Origin of the sequence: Vibrio sp. Vb339, assembly GCF_902751245.1 — a bacterium.
Classification (GTDB): domain Bacteria; phylum Pseudomonadota; class Gammaproteobacteria; order Enterobacterales; family Vibrionaceae; genus Vibrio; species Vibrio coralliirubri.
Genome location: NZ_CADDIS010000001.1, coordinates 463,352 through 486,056 on the forward strand (window position 1 = coordinate 463,352; position 22,705 = coordinate 486,056).

At 46.0% G+C, this 22,705-nt stretch carries 19 protein-coding genes; all 19 read left to right on the forward strand.

Annotation, left to right across the window (positions count from 1 at the left end; all coding sequences use genetic code 11):
- The first annotated feature begins 17 nt into the window (after positions 1-17).
- The 19 genes from HRQ85_RS02110 (at position 18) to HRQ85_RS02200 (ending at position 22,678) form a co-directional block, all read left to right on the forward strand.
- Positions 18-1,214: a M20 aminoacylase family protein gene (locus HRQ85_RS02110; RefSeq protein ID WP_172378539.1), complete on the forward strand. Its 1,197-nt coding sequence runs from the start codon at positions 18-20 to the stop codon at positions 1,212-1,214.
- Between the two features lie 217 nt (positions 1,215-1,431).
- The gene (locus HRQ85_RS02115; protein ID WP_102432479.1) at positions 1,432-2,475 is read left to right on the forward strand and encodes a TRAP transporter substrate-binding protein; all 1,044 of its coding nucleotides are present in this window, start codon (positions 1,432-1,434) and stop codon (positions 2,473-2,475) included.
- Positions 2,476-2,596: 121 nt separating this feature from the next.
- The gene (locus HRQ85_RS02120; RefSeq protein ID WP_172378540.1) at positions 2,597-3,139 is read left to right on the forward strand and encodes a TRAP transporter small permease; all 543 of its coding nucleotides are present in this window, start codon (positions 2,597-2,599) and stop codon (positions 3,137-3,139) included.
- A complete protein-coding gene (locus HRQ85_RS02125) occupies positions 3,136-4,479 on the forward strand; it encodes a TRAP transporter large permease (RefSeq protein ID WP_102478417.1) in 1,344 nt (447 codons plus the stop codon). Before HRQ85_RS02120 ends, HRQ85_RS02125 begins: the two co-directional genes overlap by 4 nt.
- Positions 4,480-4,515: 36 nt before the next feature.
- Complete coding sequence (locus tag HRQ85_RS02130) at positions 4,516-5,700, forward strand: M24 family metallopeptidase (protein ID WP_172378541.1); 1,185 nt, start codon at positions 4,516-4,518, stop codon at positions 5,698-5,700.
- Between the two features lie 207 nt (positions 5,701-5,907).
- Positions 5,908-7,590, forward strand: coding sequence for an LruC domain-containing protein (locus tag HRQ85_RS02135; RefSeq protein WP_172378542.1), 1,683 nt, complete (start codon positions 5,908-5,910; stop codon positions 7,588-7,590).
- A gap of 9 nt (positions 7,591-7,599) precedes the next feature.
- Positions 7,600-8,106 carry a hypothetical protein gene (locus HRQ85_RS02140; RefSeq protein WP_172378543.1) on the forward strand — a complete coding sequence of 169 codons (507 nt, stop codon included), beginning with the start codon at positions 7,600-7,602 and terminating at the stop codon, positions 8,104-8,106.
- A 429-nt stretch (positions 8,107-8,535) separates the two neighbouring features.
- A complete protein-coding gene (betI, locus tag HRQ85_RS02145; RefSeq protein WP_048610022.1) occupies positions 8,536-9,138 on the forward strand; it encodes a transcriptional regulator BetI in 603 nt (200 codons plus the stop codon).
- 92 nt (positions 9,139-9,230) lie between these two features.
- Entirely contained in the window at positions 9,231-10,691 is a 1,461-nt protein-coding gene (betB, locus tag HRQ85_RS02150; RefSeq protein ID WP_172378544.1) for a betaine-aldehyde dehydrogenase, read from the forward strand.
- Positions 10,692-10,763: 72 nt separating this feature from the next.
- On the forward strand, positions 10,764-12,476 hold the full coding sequence (gene betA / locus HRQ85_RS02155) for a choline dehydrogenase (protein WP_172378545.1): 1,713 nt from the start codon (positions 10,764-10,766) through the stop codon (positions 12,474-12,476).
- A 136-nt stretch (positions 12,477-12,612) separates the two neighbouring features.
- Entirely contained in the window at positions 12,613-13,590 is a 978-nt protein-coding gene (locus HRQ85_RS02160; protein WP_172378546.1) for a choline ABC transporter substrate-binding protein, read from the forward strand.
- 95 nt (positions 13,591-13,685) lie between these two features.
- Positions 13,686-14,528: a choline ABC transporter permease subunit gene (gene choW, locus HRQ85_RS02165; protein WP_019824535.1), complete on the forward strand. Its 843-nt coding sequence runs from the start codon at positions 13,686-13,688 to the stop codon at positions 14,526-14,528.
- Between the two features lie 2 nt (positions 14,529-14,530).
- Complete coding sequence (gene choV / locus HRQ85_RS02170; RefSeq protein ID WP_172378547.1) at positions 14,531-15,742, forward strand: choline ABC transporter ATP-binding protein; 1,212 nt, start codon at positions 14,531-14,533, stop codon at positions 15,740-15,742.
- Positions 15,743-16,104: 362 nt separating this feature from the next.
- Positions 16,105-16,587, forward strand: a complete 483-nt coding sequence (locus HRQ85_RS02175; RefSeq protein WP_017061075.1) for a MarR family winged helix-turn-helix transcriptional regulator — start codon at positions 16,105-16,107, stop codon at positions 16,585-16,587.
- A gap of 274 nt (positions 16,588-16,861) precedes the next feature.
- A complete protein-coding gene (locus HRQ85_RS02180; protein WP_172378548.1) occupies positions 16,862-18,277 on the forward strand; it encodes a coniferyl aldehyde dehydrogenase in 1,416 nt (471 codons plus the stop codon).
- A 72-nt stretch (positions 18,278-18,349) separates the two neighbouring features.
- Positions 18,350-18,793, forward strand: a complete 444-nt coding sequence (locus tag HRQ85_RS02185) for a hypothetical protein (protein ID WP_017070129.1) — start codon at positions 18,350-18,352, stop codon at positions 18,791-18,793.
- A gap of 216 nt (positions 18,794-19,009) precedes the next feature.
- Entirely contained in the window at positions 19,010-20,215 is a 1,206-nt protein-coding gene (locus HRQ85_RS02190) for an iron-containing alcohol dehydrogenase (protein ID WP_172378549.1), read from the forward strand.
- Positions 20,216-20,409: 194 nt separating this feature from the next.
- Positions 20,410-20,841, forward strand: coding sequence for a tetratricopeptide repeat protein (locus HRQ85_RS02195; RefSeq protein ID WP_172378550.1), 432 nt, complete (start codon positions 20,410-20,412; stop codon positions 20,839-20,841).
- Between the two features lie 91 nt (positions 20,842-20,932).
- On the forward strand, positions 20,933-22,678 hold the full coding sequence (locus HRQ85_RS02200; protein WP_172378551.1) for an arylsulfatase: 1,746 nt from the start codon (positions 20,933-20,935) through the stop codon (positions 22,676-22,678).
- The last annotated feature ends 27 nt before the right edge of the window (positions 22,679-22,705 follow it).

Sequence of the window (22,705 nt, forward strand, 5' to 3'; positions counted from 1 at the left end):
ACTTTGGGACTACTACTATGCCTTCTACTTTCTCGATCAAACCAGACCAACTGTCTTCGCAGCTTATTCAAAGCATGACGGAGTGGCGTCAACATTTACACCGTTTCCCTGAGTGTGGCTTTGACGTGAATCTGACCTCCGATTTCATCGCCGATAAGTTACATAGCTTTGGTATCGAAGTGGTGCGTAACATCGGTAAAACAGGATTAGTTGGGATACTTCGTTCAGGATCGAGTGAAGCGAGCATTGGTCTGAGAGCTGATATGGATGCGCTACATATTCACGAACAAAATAACTTCGCACACTGCTCACAACACGATGGAAAAATGCACGCTTGTGGGCACGATGGACACTCCGCAATGCTGCTCGGCGCTGCAAGCTATTTGGCCGAGAACCTAACCTTCGATGGCACTGTGTATTTCATCTTTCAACCCGATGAAGAGCACGGTTGTGGCGCGCAAGCGATGATTGATGATGGCTTATTTGAGCGATTCTCGATTGATGAAGTGTATGGAGTTCATAACTTCCCCGGTTTAGCGGAAGGTGAGTTGATGGTTCGCCCCGGATCATTAATGGCCAGTGAAAGTAGCTTTGAGATCACCATCAATGGTGTGGGTGGGCATGCTGCTCTGCCGCATCAAGGTGTTGATCCTTTAGTCGTCGGTTCGCAAGTCATTCTTGGTCTGCAAACCATAGTATCTCGCAACCTTAGTGCGATCCACGACACGGCTGTAGTCTCTGCGACCGAGTTTATTACCGATGGCACGGTTAACGTTATCCCGACCCAAGTCACCATTAAAGGTGACTGCCGCTGCTTCACTGAGTCTTCTCTCGATCGAATCAAACAAAGTATGGAGAGGATTGTGGCTGGCATTTGTCAGGCTGCGGGCGCTACTTACGATTTCGAGTTCATCAATACCTTCTACCCAACCATCAATAGTGAGCAACAAACCCAATATTCGGTTGCCGCCGCGCAGAAAGTGCTTGGCGTAGAGAACGTTAATGACGCCTGCGACCCGCTGACTATTTCGGAAGATTTCTCAAGCATGCTTCGTGTTAAACCGGGCTGTTATGTGCTGTTGGGTAATGGTACGGAATCGGTCGGTGGCTGCGCATTGCACAACCCTGAATATGACTTTAATGACGGCATCTTAAAGCTCGGTGCGAGTTACTGGGTTCAGTTGGTGAACGACCGTTTAACAAGATCAATTTAGAAACACTTATTTAGAAACAATGAATTAAAAGCAGCTCAATTGGAAGTAACAACTCAATTAGAAGCGATAAGTAGAGACACGGATTCAGCAGTGACGCATTTGGCACTGCAAGATGGCAGACTTTAAACGGAGTTTATTGTCGACACAGCCAAAACTGAAGCGCGTGAAGTGACCAAGGTCATCAACGTGTAATTAGGATAATAAAAGGAAAGACAGGATGAAACGATTAGGCGTAGCACTGCTAAGTTTGAGCATGGTTTTTGGCGTTCATGCCGAAACATGGAAGTTTGCTTCAGAAGAGGACAAAACAGACGTTCAAGACATCTATGCGCAAAAATTTGCGGAAGTGATTAAGAAGGAATCTGATGGCGACATCCGTGTCCGCATCTATTACTACGGTCAACTAGGGACAGAAAACGACATCGTAGAATTGGCTGCTAAAGGCACGATTCAATTCGTATCTGTAGGAGCGGGTCACTTAGGATCTTATGTTCCTGAAGTTCAGGCAGTGAGCTTGCCTTATGTACTGGGTACCAATGAAGAAATCACCCATAAGGTGTTAACGGAAAGCCCAACCATCTACAACAAATTGGCACCGAAGTTTGAGAGTGTAAACCTCAAGCTATTGTCGATGATGTCTGAGGGTGAAATGGTTTGGGGCGGTAATAAACCTATCCGTACTCCTGAAGATTTTGCGAACCAGAAAATCCGTACTTTCACTTCAACCATTCCTGTTGAAACCTACAAAGCGTTTGGTGCAACACCTACCCCTCTTTCTTGGGGTGAAGTGTACGGTTCACTGCAACTAAAGACCATTGATAGCATGGTTAACCCTATCTACTTCATCTACAACGCAAAGTGGCATGAGGTTCAAGACTACTTAATGTTCCCAGGTCAGCAACCTTATGTGAGTACCGTTTCGACCAACAGTAAGTGGTACAACGCTTTGTCTGAAGAGAAGCAAGCAATGGTCGACAAAGCAATCAAAGCGGCAGATCAAGCGGCTTACGACTATCAGATCCGCATCAACAAAGAGAACATGGACAAGATCTTGAAAGAGCGTCCAAACATGCAAGTGGTTGTGTTGACGGATGAAGAGCGTGAGCGCTTTAAAACGCTAAGCCAGAAGCTGCACACGACATACTACGACGTAGTGGCGAATGCTTACCCGGCGGGTCAGAAAAGCGAAGCTCGTGAGGGTGCGAAAACCATTCTCGAAGAGATCCTAGGTGAAGTGAAGGCTGCTTCAGCAACGCAATAGAAAGCGTTAGTAAGGATGATAGTTATCCGTTGATATGTGTCAGCGGATAGCTTATCCCAACCTTCTCCAAATAGTGGCAATGGACTCGTGTCACTGAACGAAGTATGGAGCACTGCCTGTTATGAAAGAACTGCTACATAAAATAAGTGTCGCGACAGAAAAGCTAGAGCGCTTTTTGATCATGACTGCCATTCTCGCGATGATGATCAACTCTACTGCCAATGCGATTGGTCGTTACGCCTTCAATAAAAGCCTATTTTTTTCGGAAGAGCTCAATCAGTTTCTGATTGTGTCTGTGACCTTTATTGGCTTCGCTTATGCGGTGCGCCAAGGTCGAAATATTCGTATGACAGCTGTCTACGATTCATTGAGCACGAAAGCTCAGAAAATCCTCACAACCATCATTGCGTTATTAACAGCAATACTGATGTTTTACCTCACCTACCATGCGTTCTTTTACGTTAAAGAGCTGAAAGATATCAACCGGTTAAGTCCAGCCTTACAGTTCCCTGTGTATTGGGTGTACGCGATCATTCCGATCGGATTTTTTATCGCGGGATTGCAATACAGCATGAGTTTCTTGATGAACTTATTGCATGAAGAGATCTACGTGTCATTTGACGTGATTGAAAATAGAAATACAAAAGTAGGTGAGTTTGAATGAGTGATGTTGCACAGTTTTTCTCGGACATTATTGCCGGCGAATTAGATATTTATGTCATTACATTTACTCTTGTCTCTGTGATGGTGATTTTGCTGTTTTTGAGCTTCCCTATGATCGTGCCGTTAGCGGTTGGGGCTTTGATTGGCTTGATTCATTTCTCTCAGGTAGAGCCCGGTGTATTGATTCAGCAGATGGTGACAGGTATTTCGCCGAACGCTCTGATCGCGGTGCCGATGTTCATCTTGGCTGCGGATATTATGACGCGTGGTCACACGGCGTATAACCTACTGGGTCTGATTCAAGCTTTTGTTGGACACCTGCGTGGCGGGTTACCGATTACTACGTGTATCAGCTGTACCTTGTTTGGTTCAGTTTCCGGTTCGACCCAAGCGACCGTGGTGTCGGTTGGGCAAATCATGCGTCCTAAGTTGCTGCAAGCAGGGTACAAAGATAGTTTTGTGATGGCGTTGATCATCAATGCCAGTGACATCGCATTTCTTATTCCGCCGAGTATCGGCTTGATTCTTTACGGCACCTTAGCCAACGCCAGTGTAGGGGAGTTGTTTATTGCTGGTATTGGTCCGGGCTTAGTGCTCGCGAGCCTGTTCTCGTTATACAGCTATGCCTACAGCGTGAAACACAGTGACACCATCTCTTTGGTTGAAAAGGCCAACACTGCCGAGCGTATTGAAGCGATCAAGAAAGCGATTCTTCCTCTCGGCTTCCCTGCTTTGATTATCGGTGGTATCTATTCTGGTGTGGTCACTCCTACCGAAGCGGCTTCATTTGCTGTGTTATATGCAATCATCGTTGAGTGCATTTTCTATCGCAAACTTGGCGTAAAAGATATCTGCGATGCAGCGCTAAATACCGGCTTGATTACTGCAGTTGTTTTTGTGCTGGTGGGTGTCGGTCAGGCGTTCTCTTGGTATATCTCGTTTGAACAAATTCCTCAGGAATTGCTAGCTCCTCTTAATCTAGAAGACGCCTCACCTGAATACATTCTGTTTGTCATCGCACTGACTTTCTTTGTCGGCTGTATGTTTGTGGATTCGTTAGTGGTCTTGCTGATCTTGACGCCGATTTTCATGCCGATTGTTAATGCCGCAGGTATCGATCCAATCTTGGTCGGTGTGATGGTAACGCTGCAAATGGCCATTGGGTCGGCAACACCTCCATTTGGTTGTGACATCTTTACCGCGATAGCGATTTTCGAGCGACCTTACATGGAAGTGATCCGTGGGGCATTACCGTTTTTCCTTATTTTGATATTGATGTCTGCTTTGCTGATTTTCTTTCCAAGTATCGCTCTGCTACCAAGAGATGTTTTATTCAATTAATTCTAGGGTTACCTTTCTTCATTTAAGGATAGAGATATGAGTATATTGCCGTTAACACCTCCGCAGAGAGGGTTTGAATCAGCAGAACTCGAGCAACGCACTGTCGAGTTACAACAACGCCTTCGCGCACAAAACATCGATGCTGCGTTTTTCACAACCGAGCCTGAATTCCGTTATTTCAGTGGCTTTAAATCGCAGTTTTGGGAAAGCCCAACTCGACCTTGGTTTTTGGTGGTGCCTGCGGTTGGTAAGCCCATAGCGGTAGTGCCAGAGATCGGTGTTGCTGGCTTTGAAGAAACATGGATTGACGACGTGCGTAGTTGGCCGTCACCAAGGCCTGAAGATGACGGTATCTCTTTGTTAGCTTCTACGCTATCTGAGGTCTCCAAGGGTTCTCGTAGAATCGGTTCGATGATTGGCCCTGAAACACATTTGCGTATGCCAGCCACTAATTATGCATTGTTACAGCAGAAGTTGAGCCAACACTGTGTGGTTGATGTGTCATTGATGGTTCGAGACTTGCGTAGTGTTAAGTCTCAAGCTGAGATCGATAAAGTACGCTTTGCTTGTCAAGTGACGGCGGCGGGCTTTGAATATCTTCGTCACCATTTAGCGATAGGCATGACAGAACGACAGGCGTGTAAAGCGATGCATTTAGAGATGTTACGTTTGGGTGCCGATGCGTGTCCTTATCTTATTTCCGCGTCCGGCCAAGGTGGGTATGACAACATCATTATGGGACCAACCGACCGTGTACTCAGTGAAGGTGACGTGTTGATCATCGACACGGGGGCTAACTTTGATGGCTACTTTAGCGACTTTGACCGTAATTATGCGTTTGGGCATGCACAGCCAGATACGATAGCGGCTTATGACGCCGTTTATCAATCGACAGAAGCAGGGCTCGCGATTGCAGAGCCGGGACGAACAACCGGAGACGTGTGGCAAGCCATGTGGTCGGTGCTCGAAAAGAACGGTGCACTCGGCAACGATGTGGGTCGAATGGGGCATGGTCTGGGTATGCAGCTAACCGAGTGGCCATCACATGTGCCAAATGGTGATGTGATATTAAAACCCGGCATGGTGTTAACGTTAGAGCCCGGTATGGCATTTGCGAAAAACCGTATGATGGTACACGAGGAGAACATCGTTATTACCGAATCTGGTTGTGAAATGTTGCACCAAAGAGCCTGGCAGTCTATGCCGATTATCGGCGAATAAACCACAGTTAGTTACTTTGTTAACCCTTCTATTCATCCCAAATTAAGACCGCTATTTGAATAGCGGTTTTTACATTCAACTTCATTCTCAAAATGAGATTTTTCAACTAGATAATCATAACCTTCTGTTAAATATAGTTTTATTTTTCGGCACTATACTTGCTCCATTCCTCTATACACGTTTAAGGCTAGTGAAAGAGGGAACAGAATGAGAAATTGGAATTCAGTCATATTGCCGAGTTGCTTGGTGCCATGTGTCGCGATGGCGTTGACAACCGCAGACCTTACATTTGAATCAGGCTCGGATGCTTCTAACTATTCTGCAAAAGGTAAACCCAATAATACTTATTCGATCGCGGGGTCACTTCCTCAAGATGTTTTAACTAACGTCTATTCGATGTTGCCAGAAGGCACTACCGTGAACAGTGCCTTTATTGCACCTGAGCGTTATTCGAGTATTGATATTGATGATGAGTTGGGCGGTGCAGAGTACGCCACAGCCACAATCACTTTCCTGAATGAAGGGGCGGGTTATCGAAATTCCCTCGGTTATTTTGTGTTTGACACTAACAACCCACCGGCGACTAAAGATGATATTAATGCGCATGTGATTGTGTTTCCCAATACGTCCGTTGCTAGTGTTGGTGAGATGCAGGAAGGCGACACGATTGATCTAAGTGTCCAACTTACCGCTGGCCAAACATTGGCTTTCTTCATTATCTCCAATGGTTGGGGTTGGGAGGGTTCTTATAACAATATCCCGTGGCTTGGCGGTTGGGGAACACCTTTTTACAGCTATCCATCGCTCAACCCAGAGGCGACCGCTGAATATCGAAGACACAATGTTGCCTTCCTCGATACAGAAAATGAGTTCCTAGTACTTGGCTTTGAGGATATTTATCGCCCTACTGGAGACAACGACTTTAATGATTTGATCTTCACTGTTGAAGTGACGCCATTTGCGGCTGTTGATGGGGTCAATGAAGATGGCACGACAGATTCCAAATACGAAGTGCTTGTGCAAGAGAATAATGAGGATGTGACAGTCACGTCGGTCTACCCAAGCTCGAACAGCTACGCAACGATCGCATTTGAAGATAATTGGCCCTTGAAAGGGGACTATGATTTCAATGATGTGGTGTGGCGTTACCGAGTGACAGAGCAACTCAATGGACAGCGAGAGCTTAAAAACTTAACCATAGATTACACACTTCAGGCGATGGGGGCTGGTTACTCCAATGGCTATGCATTGAAACTGCCGAACGTTCTGCCTGCTAACGTGGCATCCACAACGTTGACTCGAAATGGTGTCGCCGTTGGCCATACCATTCTCAAAGAGGGGAGCAGCGAAACGATTCTGATGGTGTCTGAAGATCTGAGAGTGGAGCTAGAAAACCTAGGTGAACTCACCGAAAGCTGCGTCTTCTACCGAACACAAAGCGCATGCTCTGAACAGCAAAATGCTGATGCTCTCAACTATCAATTGTACGTCGAGTTTACGTCTCCAGTATCGCGTGATGAAATCGGCTATCCACCTTATGACTCATTCATTTTCGCGGCTGAAGATATGTACCACGGTGATTTTGTTGGCACTCCTCCAGGTATGACATGGCAAACTCACCTCAAAGCGTTTTCTGGCACCAGTGAAATGAATAATGCCTTGTTCAATAGTCACGATGACCGCTCTTCGGGTTCTGAATCGTTTAAGACCAGCAACAACATGCCTTGGGTGATTAACATCCGTGACGAATGGGACCACCCTGTAGAATACATTGACATCAGTGAAGCTTATACGTCGTTCCCTACATGGGTAACCAGTAGTGGTGAGACAGATGGCGAGTGGTACAAGGCATCGACCACCAATAAAGTTATTTCAGCGACGGACGAGTAGGAGAGCACCATGAATTATACAATCAAACTATTCACCATCAGTTCTCTGCCTTTGTTAGTCGCAGCCTGTGGCGGCGGAGGTGGTGGGGGAAGCTCAAGTGCTGCGCCAGCTCAGACACCATCTGCCACGCCAACGCCGGTTCAGACGCCTGTTTCTCCTGCTCAGCCAGCCGTTGCAGCGATAACCGACACTTCGGAGATTGTTGCGCAAGCTGGGTTTTCGTTTGATGTCGGTGAGAAGATCAGTTTGTCGATGGATTACACGGGAACCACTCCGGGAGCGCTGCACTTGTATTCCGAGTCGGCATTTGTGATGAGTAACGGTGATGTTGTCGCTGACCCTTTGTCGAGAATCACCACGGTGTACCCAACTCAAATCGATGTGGTGGAATTAGAGGTGAATGGGAACTGGGATCAAATCTACGCTCGTTGGGTACCGATGAGCAGCAGTGAACAAGAGCAAAGTTGGGTAATTTCACTGGATCAATCGAGCAATAGTTACCACTTGGCTTTTTAGTTGAACCAACCACATTTTATTATCTCAATATTGGCGATAAAAATGAGAGCACCGAACTTACTTGTGGTGCTCTCTTTGTATCTGATTTTCATTTTTACTCTTCATCAATCGCATCATCGACTTTCCCTACCAATATACAAATAACGATGCCTATTCGCTGTGTCTCGTCCTATTTCGGCACAGAAGATAAGCGGTTGAAGTTTGTTCAGAACAAGCAAAAACATTTGACCAATAACTATCACACCTCAAATCTTTAATTGTTTTCGTTAGTGCTCTAAATGATATTTAATCTATTGTTTTGTAATGGATTTTGTCGATTTGAATGCTGTGTTGTTACGAGTTTGTTTTAAATAATCATTTGAACCCTAACTAAATTTCTGTCATTTTATATTTAACTGAACGTTCAATATAAAATAAAAGGACTGAGAAATGCCGAAGGTTGGGATGCCTGATATACGTAAACCACAGCTTGTTCAAGCCACCATGACGGTGATTGATCGAGTGGGTTTGCATGCCGCGAGTATTGCGTTGATCAGCAAAGAAGCGGGAGTCTCCACTGGCATTATTAATCACTATTTTGGTGGAAAGCATGGGCTGCTCGAAGAGACCATGCGTGAAATCCTTCGCCAACTCTCCAACACCATCACCACGTCACTAAAAGCGCTTCCTGTTGACGCTCACCAACAGAGAATCAACGCGATCATCGATGGTAACTTCGAAGGTTACCAAGCAGAAAATAAGGTCGCGAAGGCGTGGTTGGCATTTTGGTCATATTCAATGCATGACGAGCAGCTGAAAAGACTGCAGCGTGTGAATGAAAAACGTTTGATTTCACACTTACGTCTTGAGTTGAAAGGTATTTTGAATCATGAACAAGCGGATCTCGTTGCTCACGGGATTGCGTCTCTGATTGATGGTTTGTGGCTGCGAGGCACACTAAACCCAGATGGTATCGATGCTCAAAAGGCGCGTGCCATCATCAATGATTATCTAGATAAACAACTTACGTTCTACTCGTGCAGTACCAAATAGAACGCAGTATTAGAACTAGAACAGCACTAGAACGACCAACATTTAAACTAGACCAGTAGAGTCTAATAACAATAATTAAGTCAGAATCTCACATGGAAATGAACTCGTTATACATCGATGGCGCAGCGGTTAAAGCTACGTCTGGTGAAACCTTTGATAGCATCAACCCTGCAAATGGCGAACCTATTGCCAAGCTAGGCCAAGCCTCTGCCGCGGATGTAGATAGCGCTATCGAATCAGCAAAACGTGGCTTCGCTGTGTGGTCAGCAATGACAGCAGTCGAGCGCAGTCGTATTCTTTTGAAGGCGGTAGAGATACTTAGAGCTCGAAATGATGACCTTGCAAAACTTGAGGTTGTTGATACGGGTAAGCCTTTACAGGAAGCGATTGCAGTGGATGTAGCCTCTGGCGCTGATGTTATTGAATATTTTGCTGGCCTTGCTCCAACTCTACAAGGTGACCAACAACCGCTGAGCGAATCTCAATTTTTCTACACACGCCGTGAACCGCTAGGCATCTGTGCTGGCATTGGCGCGTGGAACTACCCTATTCAAATCGCGATGTGGAAATCGGCTCCGGCATTGGCCGCGGGTAACGCGATGATTTTCAAACCTTCAGAAGAGACTCCGCTCACAGCTCAAAAGCTTGCAGAGATCTTTACTGAAGCTGGTCTTCCTGATGGCGTGTTTAACGTGGTTCAGGGCGATTACCGTGTTGGTCAGATGCTAACGGCTCATCCCGACATCGCTAAAGTGTCGTTCACAGGTGAAACCGGTACCGGTAAAGCGGTAATGTCAGACAGTGCTAAAACACTCAAGTCTGTAACGATGGAACTTGGCGGCAAGTCACCAATGATCGTGTTTGATGATGCGAAATTGGATGATGCGGTTTCCGCTTCGATGGTTGCCAACTTCTACACCCAAGGCGAAGTGTGTACCAACGGTACTCGTGTTTATGTACATGAAAACATCTATGACGCATTCATCGACCAACTTAAAACACGCACTGAGAAGCTGATCATTGGTAACCCGATGGACATGGAGACTCAGATCGGCGCGTTGATTTCTAAAGAACACCTTTCAAAAGTCCTTGAAGCAATTGAGCTAGCTAAGCAGTCGGGCGCAACTCTGCTGACGGGCGGCTATCAAGTGACAGACAATGGCCTCGAAAACGGCAACTTTGTTATCCCAACCGTGTTTGTGGATTGCGAAGACAACATGCCTCACGTTCAACAAGAGATCTTTGGCCCTGTGATGTCAGTGTTGAAGTTTACCGACGAAGACGACGTGATTCGCCGCGCTAACGACACCAAATATGGCCTTGCGGCTGGTGTGTTCACGCAAAACCTTTCTCGTGCGCATCGTGTTATTCATCAAATGCAGGCAGGTATTTGTTGGGTGAACACGTGGGGCGACTCACCGGCAGAAATGCCTGTTGGTGGTTACAAGCTTTCGGGTATTGGCCGTGAAAATGGACCAGAAACCCTACTTCATTATACGCAGACTAAGAGCATTCTTATTGAACTTGGCGACTACGCCAGCCCTTATGCTTAACGCGTAACACTCAATTTTATGGGTTAGCTTAAAAAAGCTAGCCCTACTGACTCATCTCAGGGAAATCAAAACATGGAACAACGCTACGATTATATTATCGTCGGCGCGGGTTCGGCCGGCTGTGTGTTAGCGGATAGGCTAACGGAAAGCGGTGAACATAGCGTTTTATTACTGGAAGCGGGTGGTACGGATAAGAGTATTTTTATCCAGATGCCAACCGCGCTTTCTTACCCAATGAATACTGAAAAGTACGCTTGGCAATTTGAAACAGAGAAAGAACCGGGTCTTGATGGACGTGAACTGCACTGCCCACGTGGCAAAGTGTTAGGCGGCAGCTCATCGATCAACGGGATGGTTTATGTTCGTGGCCACGCGTGTGATTTTGACCAATGGGAAGAAGAGGGCGCAGCGGGTTGGAATTACCAAGCTTGTTTGCCTTACTTCCGCCGTGCTGAATCATGGAACAAAGGCGGTGATGAATACCGTGGTGACAATGGCCCTGTTGGCACTTGTAATGGTAACGATATGGCGCTCAACCCGCTTTACCAAGCGTTTATCGATGCAGGTAAAGACGCAGGTTACCCAGAAACCAACGATTACAACGGCTACCAGCAAGAAGGCTTCGGCACTATGCATATGACGGTAGACAAGGGTGTTAGAGCCTCAACCTCTAACGCTTATCTACGCCGTGCATTGAAGCGTTCAAACCTGACCTTGAAGAAAGGCATCGTGGCGCGTCGTTTCTTACTTGAAGCACAAGACTCAGAAGGTCAATCGGGCTTGAAAGCGGTCGGTGTCGAGTTTGAAAAGTCAGGCAATACCCAGGTGGCTGTGGCGAACAAAGAAGTGATCTCTTCTGCGGGTTCTATTGGCTCGGTTCAACTGCTGCAACTTTCTGGTATCGGCCCGAAAGCCGTGCTTGAAAAGGCCGGCGTTGAAGTTAAACACGAACTAAGCGGTGTCGGTGAAAACCTTCAAGATCACTTAGAAGTGTACTTTCAATATCACTGCAACGAACCTATCACGCTCAACAGTAAGCTTGGCTTGGTCAGCAAGGGCATGATTGGCGCGGAATGGATTCTGACTCGCAAAGGCCTTGGTGCCACTAACCACTTTGAATCGTGCGCGTTCATTCGTTCTCGCAAAGGATTGAAGTGGCCAAACATTCAATATCACTTCTTGCCTGCAGCGATGCGTTACGACGGACAAGCGGCCTTTGATGGTCACGGTTTCCAAGTACACGTTGGGCCTAATAAGCCAGAAAGTCGCGGTACGGTTGCGATCACTTCTGCTGATCCGCATGCCAAGCCAGAGATCATTTTCAACTACATCTCGACTGAGCAAGACCGCCAAGATTGGCGTGATTGTATTCGTTTAACGCGTGAGATCTTGTCTCAACCAGCAATGGATGCTTACCGAGGCGAAGAGATTCAGCCGGGTCTAAGTATCACTTCCGATGAAGCAATCGACGAATGGGTTAAGCAGAACGTGGAAAGTGCGTATCACCCTTCATGTGGCTGCAAAATGGGCGCTGATGATGATCCAATGGCAGTGCTTGATGAAGAGTGTCGTGTTCGCGGCATTGATAATCTGCGTGTTGTCGACTCATCTGTTTTCCCTGTTATTCCGAACGGAAACTTGAACGCCCCGACCATCATGGTGGCTGAGCGTGCTTCCGATTTGATTTTGGGTAAGCCAATGCTCAAAGAGCAGGACGTTCCAGTGTGGATTGCACCTGAATGGCAAGAGAAGCAAAGAATAAATAAACCAGTAAGAGAAGCGTAAGCCTCTGTTATTGAAATAAAAATAATAAACGCAGAAATAATAAAAAAAGTAACAACCAAAATTAGTCAAAAGTCAGCAAAGCTGCCCTGATTAGTATGAGTTAGGGCAGAAAAAGGAAAGATAAAAAGGAATCATTATGACGACTCAACATAAACAAACCGCTACAAAAAAGGCGCTCGTAACGCTAGCAATCAGTTCATTCGCGTTCAGTGCTTATGCCAATGCTTCAGTAGAACCGCAGCAATGTGAAAACGTTCGATTCGCTGATGTAGGCTGGACTGACATTACCGCAACAACCGCCGTTACTTCTGAACTATTAAAAGGCCTTGGTTACAAAACCAAAACCGACCTACTTTCAGTACCGGTGACATACTCTTCAATGGCGAACGGCGATATTGACGTATTCCTAGGTAACTGGATGCCAACCATGGAAGGCGATATTGCTAAGTACCGTGAAGAGGGCACGGTTGAAACCGTTCGTGCCAACCTTGAAGGCGCAAAATACACACTAGCTGTACCAAAATACGTGTACGACTCAGGTGTAAAAAGCTTCGCCGACCTAGCAAAACATGCCGACAAATTTAAAGACCGCATCTACGGCATCGAACCGGGTAACGACGGTAACCGCCTAATCCAATCAATGATTGATTCTGACGCGTTTGGCTTGAAAGATTTCAGCCTAGTGGAATCAAGCGAAGCGGGCATGGTGTCTCAAGTGTCACGCGCAGCACGCCGTAGTCAATGGATTGTTTACCTTGGTTGGGCTCCGCACCCGATGAACAGCAATGTTGAAATGGAATACCTTTCAGGTGGTGACGACTTCTTCGGCCCTAACTACGGTGGCGCGAATGTTTACACCAACGTTCGTTCAAACTACCTGTCTGAGTGTGCAAACGTCGGTCAGCTTCTACAGAACCTAGAGTTCACTCTAGAGATGGAAAACCAGTTGATGGAAGAGATTCTTAACCAAAAAGTGAAGCCAGAAAAAGCGGCTCAACAATGGTTGAACAACAACCCTCAACAAGTTGAAGCTTGGTTAGACAACGTAAAAACGCATAAAGGTGAATCAGCGACTCAAGCAGTTACTGAATACCTAAAACAAGTTAAAGTTTAGTTCTACCTATCTCAACAGCTACATAAATAATAAAGGTGGGCTTGCCAATTTATCGATTGGTTTGAAGTAGCCCGCCCATAATAAAAGGCAATATTGTGAATTTTATTACGGAAAACAAAATCCCTGTCGGACAATGGATGGAAGCGGGTGTTGATTGGCTAACAATCAATGCAGCAGGATTCTTTGACGCTATTTCGATTTTTCTAGAAACCGTCATTATGTTTTTAGTCGACGTATTTAAGTGGATGCCGCCTGCACTGCCAATCGTGATTACTGCTGCGATTGCATGGTACTTACACCGTAAACCTTCGCTTGTGATCTTTGTGGTCGCGGCACTGCTGACTATTCTTAACCTCGGCTACTGGCAAGAAATGCTGGAAACCTTTGTTCTCGTCTTTGCGGCGACAACGATTTCCGTATTAATTGGCGTACCGGTTGGCATCATGGCTGCTCACCGTCCTTGGCTCTATACGATGTTGCGCCCAATTCTCGATTTAATGCAGACCGTTCCAACGTTTGTGTATCTGATCCCAACTCTGGTTCTATTCGGCTTGGGCATCGTTCCTGGCTTAATCTCGACCATTATTTTCGCGATAGCTGCACCGATTCGTTTGACCTACTTAGGGGTAACGAAAGTCCCTGAAGAGTTGATTGAAGCGGGTAAAGCCTTTGGTGCAAGTCGCATGAAGTTACTGCTCAAAGTTGAATTGCCTGCCGCTCTGCCAAGCATCATGGCGGGTGTCACCCAATGTATTATGTTGTCGCTTTCGATGGTGGTTATCGCCGCTCTTGTTGGTGCTGACGGACTTGGTAAACCTGTTGTTCGTGCATTGAACACAGTGAACATCTCACAAGGTTTTGAAGCCGGATTAGCGATTGTTTTAGTCGCAATCATCCTTGACCGCTTGTGCAAAACACCAAACCAGAAGGAAGCTTAATCATGTCTATCTCTCAGGAACAAAAGGCAATGGACGCGATTACCATTAAAAACCTTGATGTTGTGTTTGGTAACAAAGCCAATCAAGCGCTTGAGCTACTCGATCAAGGTAAAACTCGCCAAGAGATCATCGATGAAACAGGTCAAGTTGTCGGCGTAGACAATGTGTCGCTGACGGTTGAAGAAGGCGAGATCTGTGTATTGATGGGTTTGTCTGGTTCTGGTAAATCATCTTTGCTTCGCGCAGTTAACGGCTTGAATGAGATCAGCCGTGGTTCACTGACAATCAAAGACGGTGACCAACAAGTCGATTTAGCACAGTGTGATGAAGCGACTCTGCGTCATCTACGTACTCACCGTGTATCCATGGTTTTCCAAAAGTTTGCTTTGATGCCATGGCTTAACGTATTAGACAACGTGGCGTTTGGTCTTGAAATGCAGGGCGTAGCAAAAGATGTTCGTCGTGCAAAAGCGCGTGAACAATTGGAAATGGTTGGCCTAGCGGAATGGGAGACCAAATTCCCGCATGAGCTTTCTGGCGGTATGCAGCAACGTGTTGGTTTGGCACGTGCGTTCGCTATGGACACAGACATTCTATTGATGGATGAACCGTTCTCGGCGCTGGACCCATTGATTCGTGCTCAGCTGCAAGATGAACTGATCACACTGCAAAACAAACTCAACAAAACGATTCTGTTCGTGAGTCACGACCTAGATGAAGCACTGAAGATTGGTAACAACATCGCGATCATGGAGTCCGGCAAACTGATTCAACACGGTAAGCCTGAAGAGATCGTATTGACGCCAAAAACAGAATACGTAAAAGACTTCGTTGCTCACACCAACCCACTGAATGTACTTAAAGGTCGCTCTTTGATGCAGCCTCTTGATTCACTGACGCAAGAGAATGAAAGCTGGAAGATTTGCGATTCTAAAGATCTCTGGATTGAACAGAGTGAAGGTGCTTTATCAGTGAAAGGTGAATCTGCTTTGGCGCTTGTCGAGTGGAATGAGTCTGACGACTTAACTGCGATCAGCGAGTCTAGTGTAGTTGTGGCAAGCCCGGAAATTGGCATGCGTGATGCGATTAAACTGAAACAGCTAAGTAATCACCCGATTTTGCTGGTGGAAGACAATCAACTGGTCGGTATTCTGGATAACAGCGAGTTTTACAACGCACTAACGGGTAATTTTCAGATGAATACAGCCGCGTAAAATTTCGTTTTCCAGCTTGGCGATTAGGGCTGGTTTTTTATTAGGTGGAGAGGGTTAAGTCTCTCTACCTCCATGATTATTAAAATATATTATTGTTTGAACTTGTATTCTCTGACTCACTATTTTTACTTTCATTGAAGCTTTCATTTCCCCTTCAATAAGTAAAAGTGCCGTACCACGCAAGTTTAGTGGTATAGAAAAGATTGAGAATAGTATGAACATCAGTACAATGCGGAAAAATCAATGAAGTAATTTATCAATTTACAGTGTAATTCGAGCTCACCTGACGTAAATAATCAGGACATATCATCGCTTCGACGCTGTAAAACCATTCACAGTATATTAGTACAAAGGTCTGCATCTTGGACAAACATGACGAAATCCTGGTCGCTATTCGCCAAATTATTCGCGCTATCGATTTACACTCGAAAAAGCTGAGTAAAGAGTATGGTTTGACTGGCCCTCAATTAATCTTAATGAGAGCAATCCAAGAAATGGGTAATGTGACGATCAAAGAATTGTCTAATCACACCAATGTAAGCCAAGCCACCACAACCACGATCATCGATCGCTTGGAACTGAATGGCTATGTACAACGTGTTCGCAGCTCGTCAGATCGCCGCAAAGTACACGCAAACCTGACTGAAAAAGGTCAAGAGTTGCTAAACAATGCGCCACCACCGCTGCAAGATAACTTCGTTAAAAAATTCCAAAACCTAGAGCCGTGGGAGCAAAGCTTACTGCTTTCTTCAATGCAGCGAGTATCATCAATGATGAACGCAGAAGACATTGACGCCGCTCCAGTACTTCAGCTTGAAGGCATTGCAAACGTAGCCAAGAGCTAACGTTAATTTTTAAATTGTTTTTTAGAACAATAACTTAAGTAATTATCAAATGGTCGCATTAAGCGGCCATTTTTGATCCTGCCATTTAAAATCTCTATTTGCCTTGCGTGTTAGTTACGCCTTCTTATTTAAATTCCCCTGACTTTTTGCCCCGTTTGTAGCCGCCTCATTGGATTGTAATCAAAACTCCATTGACGATTCTCTGACAATAAAACACTAGACCGACCGGTCTGCTGTGTATTATTGTGTGCTCATCTTAACCACGAGGTGATGTATGAAACACGAATTGACGCCAACACAAATGACCATGACGTTGAACAGCATGCAGGGAGCTTTTGCACAGAAACCGATGCCGGCGATATCGGAGAGAATTGAGCAGCTGCTCGCACTTAAATCTGCGCTTATCGATTACACAGATCGTTTGTGTGTAGCCGTGAGTGAGGACTATGGTCACCGTAGCCGACAAGACACTTTGATGGCTGACATATTGCCTTGTATCGGAAATATTGATCACAGCATTGAATGTTTGCCTCATTGGTCGACATCTTCAATTCGTCATTCCGGACCATTACTTTCAACCTCTCGTGTTGAGGTGGTTTATCAACCCAAAGGCGTCGTAGGGATTATTGCTCCGTGGAATTTCCCGATCATGTTATCCGTCGGCCCGCTTATTTCGGCGCTGGCTGCAGGCAATCGCGCCATGATCAAGATGAGCGAATTTACCCCAGCGACGAACCAAGTATTAACAGCGCTATTGGCGGAAGTTTTCCATGCCGATGAGGTGTGCTTGGTTGAAGGTGAGGTAGAAATCGCAGCCGCATTTTCGGCGTTGCCGTTTGATCATCTTCTATTTACAGGGTCAACCCAAGTGGGTCGCCAAGTGATGAAGTCAGCGGCTGATACGCTAACCCCAGTCACGCTAGAGCTGGGTGGAAAGTCGCCGGTTATCGTGGCAGAAGACATGCCGATTGATATTGCGGTAGAGCGAATCATTTATGGCAAGAGCCTAAACAACGGCCAAGTGTGTGTCGCTCCAGATTACGTGCTACTCCCTGAAGATAAGCTCGAATCCTTCATTCTGGAGTACAAAAAACAATACCAACAGCTGTTTGATGAAGGGATCTACTCTGAGAGTTTAACCTCGCTCATTAACCCTCGCCAATGTGATCGTATTGCTGGTCTGTTGAATGAAGAGCAGGAAGCAGGGACACGAATCGTTGCTTGCCATGACGAAGCGATGGACCTAGATACTCATCGCTTGGTGACACATTTGATCGTTGAACCAAGCCTGTCATCCAAGGTGATGAACGAAGAGATTTTCGGCCCATTATTGCCCTTGATTACGTATCGCAATGTCGAAGAGGCGTTCCAAGTCATCAATAGCAAACCAAGGCCGTTAGCACTCTACTTAATGAGCTTTGATTTGAGCTTACAGGCTCAGGTTAAGCACCAAGTTCACTCCGGTGGCATGTGTATCAATGACTGTGTTTTTCATTTAGCAGTTGATGACGCGCCGTTTGGTGGCATTGGTGAATCAGGTCAGGGCAACTATCACGGTAAAGAAGGTTTCCTGACTTTCTCCCACGCCAAAACAGTCTTGGAAACGGGTTTAGATCATCGAGTTAAGCATCTGTTTTCAAAAGAAGACAACGAATTAAAAACCGCAGTGATGGGCATGCTTGGCCAGTAAATCACTGTTGGTATGACACTGTTTATTTTTCAAAAAGTTATTTTCACGAAATTATTTTAAGAGGTTACTTTTATGTTGGAACGTTTTTTTGAACGTACGATCAAATCGTATTTGATGATTACAGGTTTCTTAACAGCGACGGCTTTTTCCACTTTCCTAGCGCCAGATTGGAGTATGCAGACGCTGTTCTCATACAACGATACCATGATGGAAAACAAAGAGTACTTGCTCGGTACTTATCAACACTGGGGTGTGATGGTTGGCTGTATTGGTGTGTTGTTGATGTTCTCGGCGAAGTACAAATCGCTGCGAACCTCGACGATGATTTACAGCGCATTTGAGAAGTCGATGTTCGTTGGCATCTTCTTATACAACGTGTGTATCAACGATTATGAGTGGTTCTATGGCTGGAGCGGAGTGTTTGCGCTCGATGGATTTGTGACCGTTTATTCTTTGGTTTATCTGTACTACTACCTCACTAGAGATAAGAGTAAGGTCCCAGCTCACCTTCGTTAATCGTTAACCGTTTGTGAGTTGCTCAGGGTGAGTCAATAATACTTCTTTAATGATCAATAGCTTACTTATGATTACAGCCCGCATTTGCGGGCTTTTTTCGTTTTGGGGCAATGATCCATAAAGATCTTAATTGACATATCTTTGACATTTACACTCTAGACCGACCGGTTTGTTTTGGTTATTGTTTAGTCATCAACTAGAAATGAGGTAAACACCATGACAACCAATAATTTTAACTTTCAACTTAAAACCATTGTTCATGCTCAAGAGAACGGCATTGAAAATATCCCTTCTCTGTTTGGTCGCTTAGGTGCGCAAAGAGTCGTGCTCTTTTCTGATAAAGGTTTGGAGTCTCTTGGCTTTGTTGAGCAGTTCTCGGCGTTGTTTGTAAACCAGAATGCGAGTCAGGAAGAGAACCAACAAGCGGTTCAGCTTGTTGGCGTGTACACCGATATCGCACCAGACGCGACTTGCGACAACATCAACGCAGCCATTGAGTTTGCAAACAGCGTCAATGCTGATGCGATCTTGTCTGTTGGTGGCGGCAGCGTGATTGATGCCTCTAAAGGTGTGAAATACGCATTTCATAAGAAGATAGATGACATTCGCACCGTGATTGCGGGTGGCGGTCATATGGATGTGTGGCCAAACAATGAAGATATTCGAGTGCCCCACATTGCGGTTCCGACAACGGCTGGCACGGGCGCAGAAGCTTCTCCTATTGCTGTTTTTTACAACGAACATGAAAACATTAAGGCAAGCCTAGTCGCATCGGGATTGGAAGCTGATATCGCGATTCTTGATCCAACGGTGACCACTAAGCTGCCAGCTCACCTGACTCGTTCTACCGCGATGGATGCACTAACACACGCTGTTGAAGCGATTGTCTCGCCAATGAGTAATGCATTCACCGACGCTTACGGCATTCAGGCAGCAAAACTGATTGTTGAAAACTTACCCTTGGCACTTAAAGAACCAGAAAACCTAACAGCACGCGGCAATCTTCTTCAAGCGAGCACCATGGCGATCTCTGCTTTCTATTCGTCTTTGGGCGGTATTCCGATTCATAACTGTGCTCACGCTTTTGGTGCGATTAGCCACATTCCACATGGCGATGCCAACACGGTACTGATGCCGGTTGTGATTGAAGCGCTACCGGAATTCTATATGCCGAATGCGGCGAAGTTAGCTCAAGCTTTCTCGGTCGACACGACGGGAACCGATGAGATGGTTTACCAGAGAGTGTTGGATTTTTTAAATAACTTCCAAACCCGCGTCGGTGCGATGAAGCGTTTCAGCAGCTGGAACTTTGATGAGCAAGAGAAGATCAACATTGCAGAAGCGATTGAAAAAGACATCTGCTTTCAGTTCTACCCAATCTCGAAACAGACGATTGAAACCATCATTGAGAAAGCGATTTAAGTCTCTGTCTTAATCGACTGAATCTTATGACCATTTAGTTCAGTCCTTGATTCACTCACAACAATTACTCGAGAGCCAATTATGAAAATTGAAAACGTATTGCTATCAAGTTTGTGCATCATCGCGCCATTCCTACTTTTCACCTAACTCATTCAACAGGGACGTTGTGACCTTTATTCCCGAGGAGGAAATAAATGATCAATAAACGTTTAACTACCGTGATTATGACTGGTGTTTTGGCTGCTCTGTTTTTTGCCAAAGCAAGCGTTGGAAGCGAAAGCTCTAAGAACGCAGCCACCATGGATCAATCGCAGCAGCATCAAGATGTCGTGCAATTGTTGGATGAGGCTTACCAAGGGCAATTGGATGCCCAGCTCTCTGTCGGTTACTTATATCTGAGCGGAGATGGCGTAGAACAGAATGATGAAAAAGCCGCGGAGTGGTTCGTCACCGCAGCCAATAACGGTAGCCCTGAAGCTCAAATACAGCTTGGGTTGATGTATATCTCTGGAAGTGGCGTTCAAGCCAGCCAAGCGGAAGCTGTCACCTGGATCGGCATGGCAGCAGCTCAAGAGTATGACCCTGCGCTCGACTTATTACATTGGATGTCGCAAGCCGCGCACTAATTCAAATCCTAACTCAGGTTAATCACAGAAAGGTTAACCACAGAAAAAGTTAATCATAAAAAAATTAATCACAGAAATTGGAGAACGTCTTATGCAGACATTCAAGAAATCTTTAGTGTTCACGGCAATGGCCGCGGCAAGCAGTGCTGCTCTTGCGGCTGAATCAGAAAAACCGAATATTGTTGTTATTGTTGGTGATGATGTGGGCTTTGCCGATACACAGCCTTATGGCTCAGAAGCGGATACCCCAAACCTGATGGCGCTGGCTGAAGAGGGGGTCAAGTTTACTAACTTTCACGCGTCACCAACCTCATCGGTAACGCGCTCAATGATGCTAACCGGAGCAAACAGTCACGAGGTTGGGCTAGGCACCTTCGACTATGCTGTCTATCCGGGCGCGATTGGTAAGCCGGGTTATGAAGGTTACCTCACCAAGAAAGGTGTCACGGTCGCAACGCTGCTTGAAGAGAGCGGCTATAACACTTACCTGTCTGGTAAATGGCATTTGGGACACGAGGATGGCTTCCTACCGGATGATCGAGGTTTTGGGGAGAGTTACGGTATTTTAGCGGGCGGTTCGAATCACTTTAACCGAGATATGATGTTCCCGGCTAAAAATGCCGCGACAGCGGATGCGCTGCAAAAAGGCGATATTCCTGGTGTTGAAGTTGAGCCAACTTACCGCAACGGTGAAGTGGTTGAGGATAAATACAAAGGCGAGTACTCAGACCAAGTTTACACCAACGAGATCATCAAGATGATCGACAGCAAAAAAGACGACGGCAAGCCTTTCTTCGCTTACGTGCCATTCACCGGTATTCACCTGCCACTGCAAGCGCCTGAGTCTGCTTATCAAGATAAAGTCGATTACTACGTTGAACATGGTTGGGACTCGGTTCGAGAAGATCGTTTCCAACGAATGAAAGAGATGGGCGTGATTCCTAAAGAGGCTGAGATTTCAGGACGTAATTCATTAAGCCGCCCTTGGGACTCGCTTTCTGAGAAAGAACAAAAGTGGTACGGCAAGAAAATGGCTGTCGCGATGGGCATGATGGAAATGCAGGACCAACAAGTCGGTCAGATAGTCGATTACCTGAAAGAAATCGGGGAATACGATAATACCTACATCATGTATCTAGCGGATAACGGCCCAGAAGCGGCGGATATTACCGGTGAAAACATCAGTGACCTGATCCGAACGTGGACCGCTCATCACTTCGATAATTCGACCGAAAACTTAGGTAAGGCGAGCTCCAGTGTGTCACTGGGTCCTGAGTGGGCAAGCGCTTCAACCGGCGGCCTATCTTGGTACAAAGCTTACACAGCAGAGGGCGGTATCCGTGTGTCGTTTATCGTTAAGCCAACCAAAGCGCTTCTAGAAGGTGAAGATGCGTTGCAACCGGGAACGCAAACAGACGACTTATCACAAGTGAAAGACATCGCTGCCACGATTCTCGAGATTGCAGAGGTAGAGCATCCAGGAACGGAATATCAAGGTCGAGAAGTCGCACCAATGAGTGGCGTGAGCTTGTTGCCTTACTTCAAAGGTGAAACGGCAGAGGTGCACAGTGCCGATAATGCGATTCCATTTGAATTGTTTGGTAGCGGGATTTTGCTAAAAGGTGATTACAAGATCATTCGAATCTCTACCGGTATGGGCGGTGACAGTGAATGGCACTTATACAACACCAAGAAAGACCCTGCTGAGCAACATGACTTGAGAAATGAAATGCCAGATCTGTTCCTTGAAATGGTCGCTGAATATCAAGAGTACGAAAAAGCGCAAAACATCGTCCCGGTTGATGAAGCGTGGAACCCGTTTGAAAACGTGAAATAGAGGAAATGAACCACTCGGCCAATCTAA

What these genes read in the sequence shown, in the direction of transcription:
- HRQ85_RS02110 (WP_172378539.1), top strand. Translation starts at nt 18, where the DNA reads ATGCCTTCTACTTTCTCGATCAAACCAGACCAACTGTCTTCGCAGCTT.
- HRQ85_RS02115 (WP_102432479.1), top strand. Translation starts at nt 1,432, where the DNA reads ATGAAACGATTAGGCGTAGCACTGCTAAGTTTGAGCATGGTTTTTGGC.
- HRQ85_RS02120 (WP_172378540.1), top strand. Translation starts at nt 2,597, where the DNA reads ATGAAAGAACTGCTACATAAAATAAGTGTCGCGACAGAAAAGCTAGAG.
- HRQ85_RS02125 (WP_102478417.1), top strand. Translation starts at nt 3,136, where the DNA reads ATGAGTGATGTTGCACAGTTTTTCTCGGACATTATTGCCGGCGAATTA.
- HRQ85_RS02130 (WP_172378541.1), top strand. Translation starts at nt 4,516, where the DNA reads ATGAGTATATTGCCGTTAACACCTCCGCAGAGAGGGTTTGAATCAGCA.
- HRQ85_RS02135 (WP_172378542.1), top strand. Translation starts at nt 5,908, where the DNA reads ATGAGAAATTGGAATTCAGTCATATTGCCGAGTTGCTTGGTGCCATGT.
- HRQ85_RS02140 (WP_172378543.1), top strand. Translation starts at nt 7,600, where the DNA reads ATGAATTATACAATCAAACTATTCACCATCAGTTCTCTGCCTTTGTTA.
- betI (WP_048610022.1), top strand. Translation starts at nt 8,536, where the DNA reads ATGCCGAAGGTTGGGATGCCTGATATACGTAAACCACAGCTTGTTCAA.
- betB (WP_172378544.1), top strand. Translation starts at nt 9,231, where the DNA reads ATGGAAATGAACTCGTTATACATCGATGGCGCAGCGGTTAAAGCTACG.
- betA (WP_172378545.1), top strand. Translation starts at nt 10,764, where the DNA reads ATGGAACAACGCTACGATTATATTATCGTCGGCGCGGGTTCGGCCGGC.
- HRQ85_RS02160 (WP_172378546.1), top strand. Translation starts at nt 12,613, where the DNA reads ATGACGACTCAACATAAACAAACCGCTACAAAAAAGGCGCTCGTAACG.
- choV (WP_172378547.1), top strand. Translation starts at nt 14,531, where the DNA reads ATGTCTATCTCTCAGGAACAAAAGGCAATGGACGCGATTACCATTAAA.
- HRQ85_RS02180 (WP_172378548.1), top strand. Translation starts at nt 16,862, where the DNA reads ATGAAACACGAATTGACGCCAACACAAATGACCATGACGTTGAACAGC.
- HRQ85_RS02185 (WP_017070129.1), top strand. Translation starts at nt 18,350, where the DNA reads ATGTTGGAACGTTTTTTTGAACGTACGATCAAATCGTATTTGATGATT.
- HRQ85_RS02190 (WP_172378549.1), top strand. Translation starts at nt 19,010, where the DNA reads ATGACAACCAATAATTTTAACTTTCAACTTAAAACCATTGTTCATGCT.
- HRQ85_RS02195 (WP_172378550.1), top strand. Translation starts at nt 20,410, where the DNA reads ATGATCAATAAACGTTTAACTACCGTGATTATGACTGGTGTTTTGGCT.
- HRQ85_RS02200 (WP_172378551.1), top strand. Translation starts at nt 20,933, where the DNA reads ATGCAGACATTCAAGAAATCTTTAGTGTTCACGGCAATGGCCGCGGCA.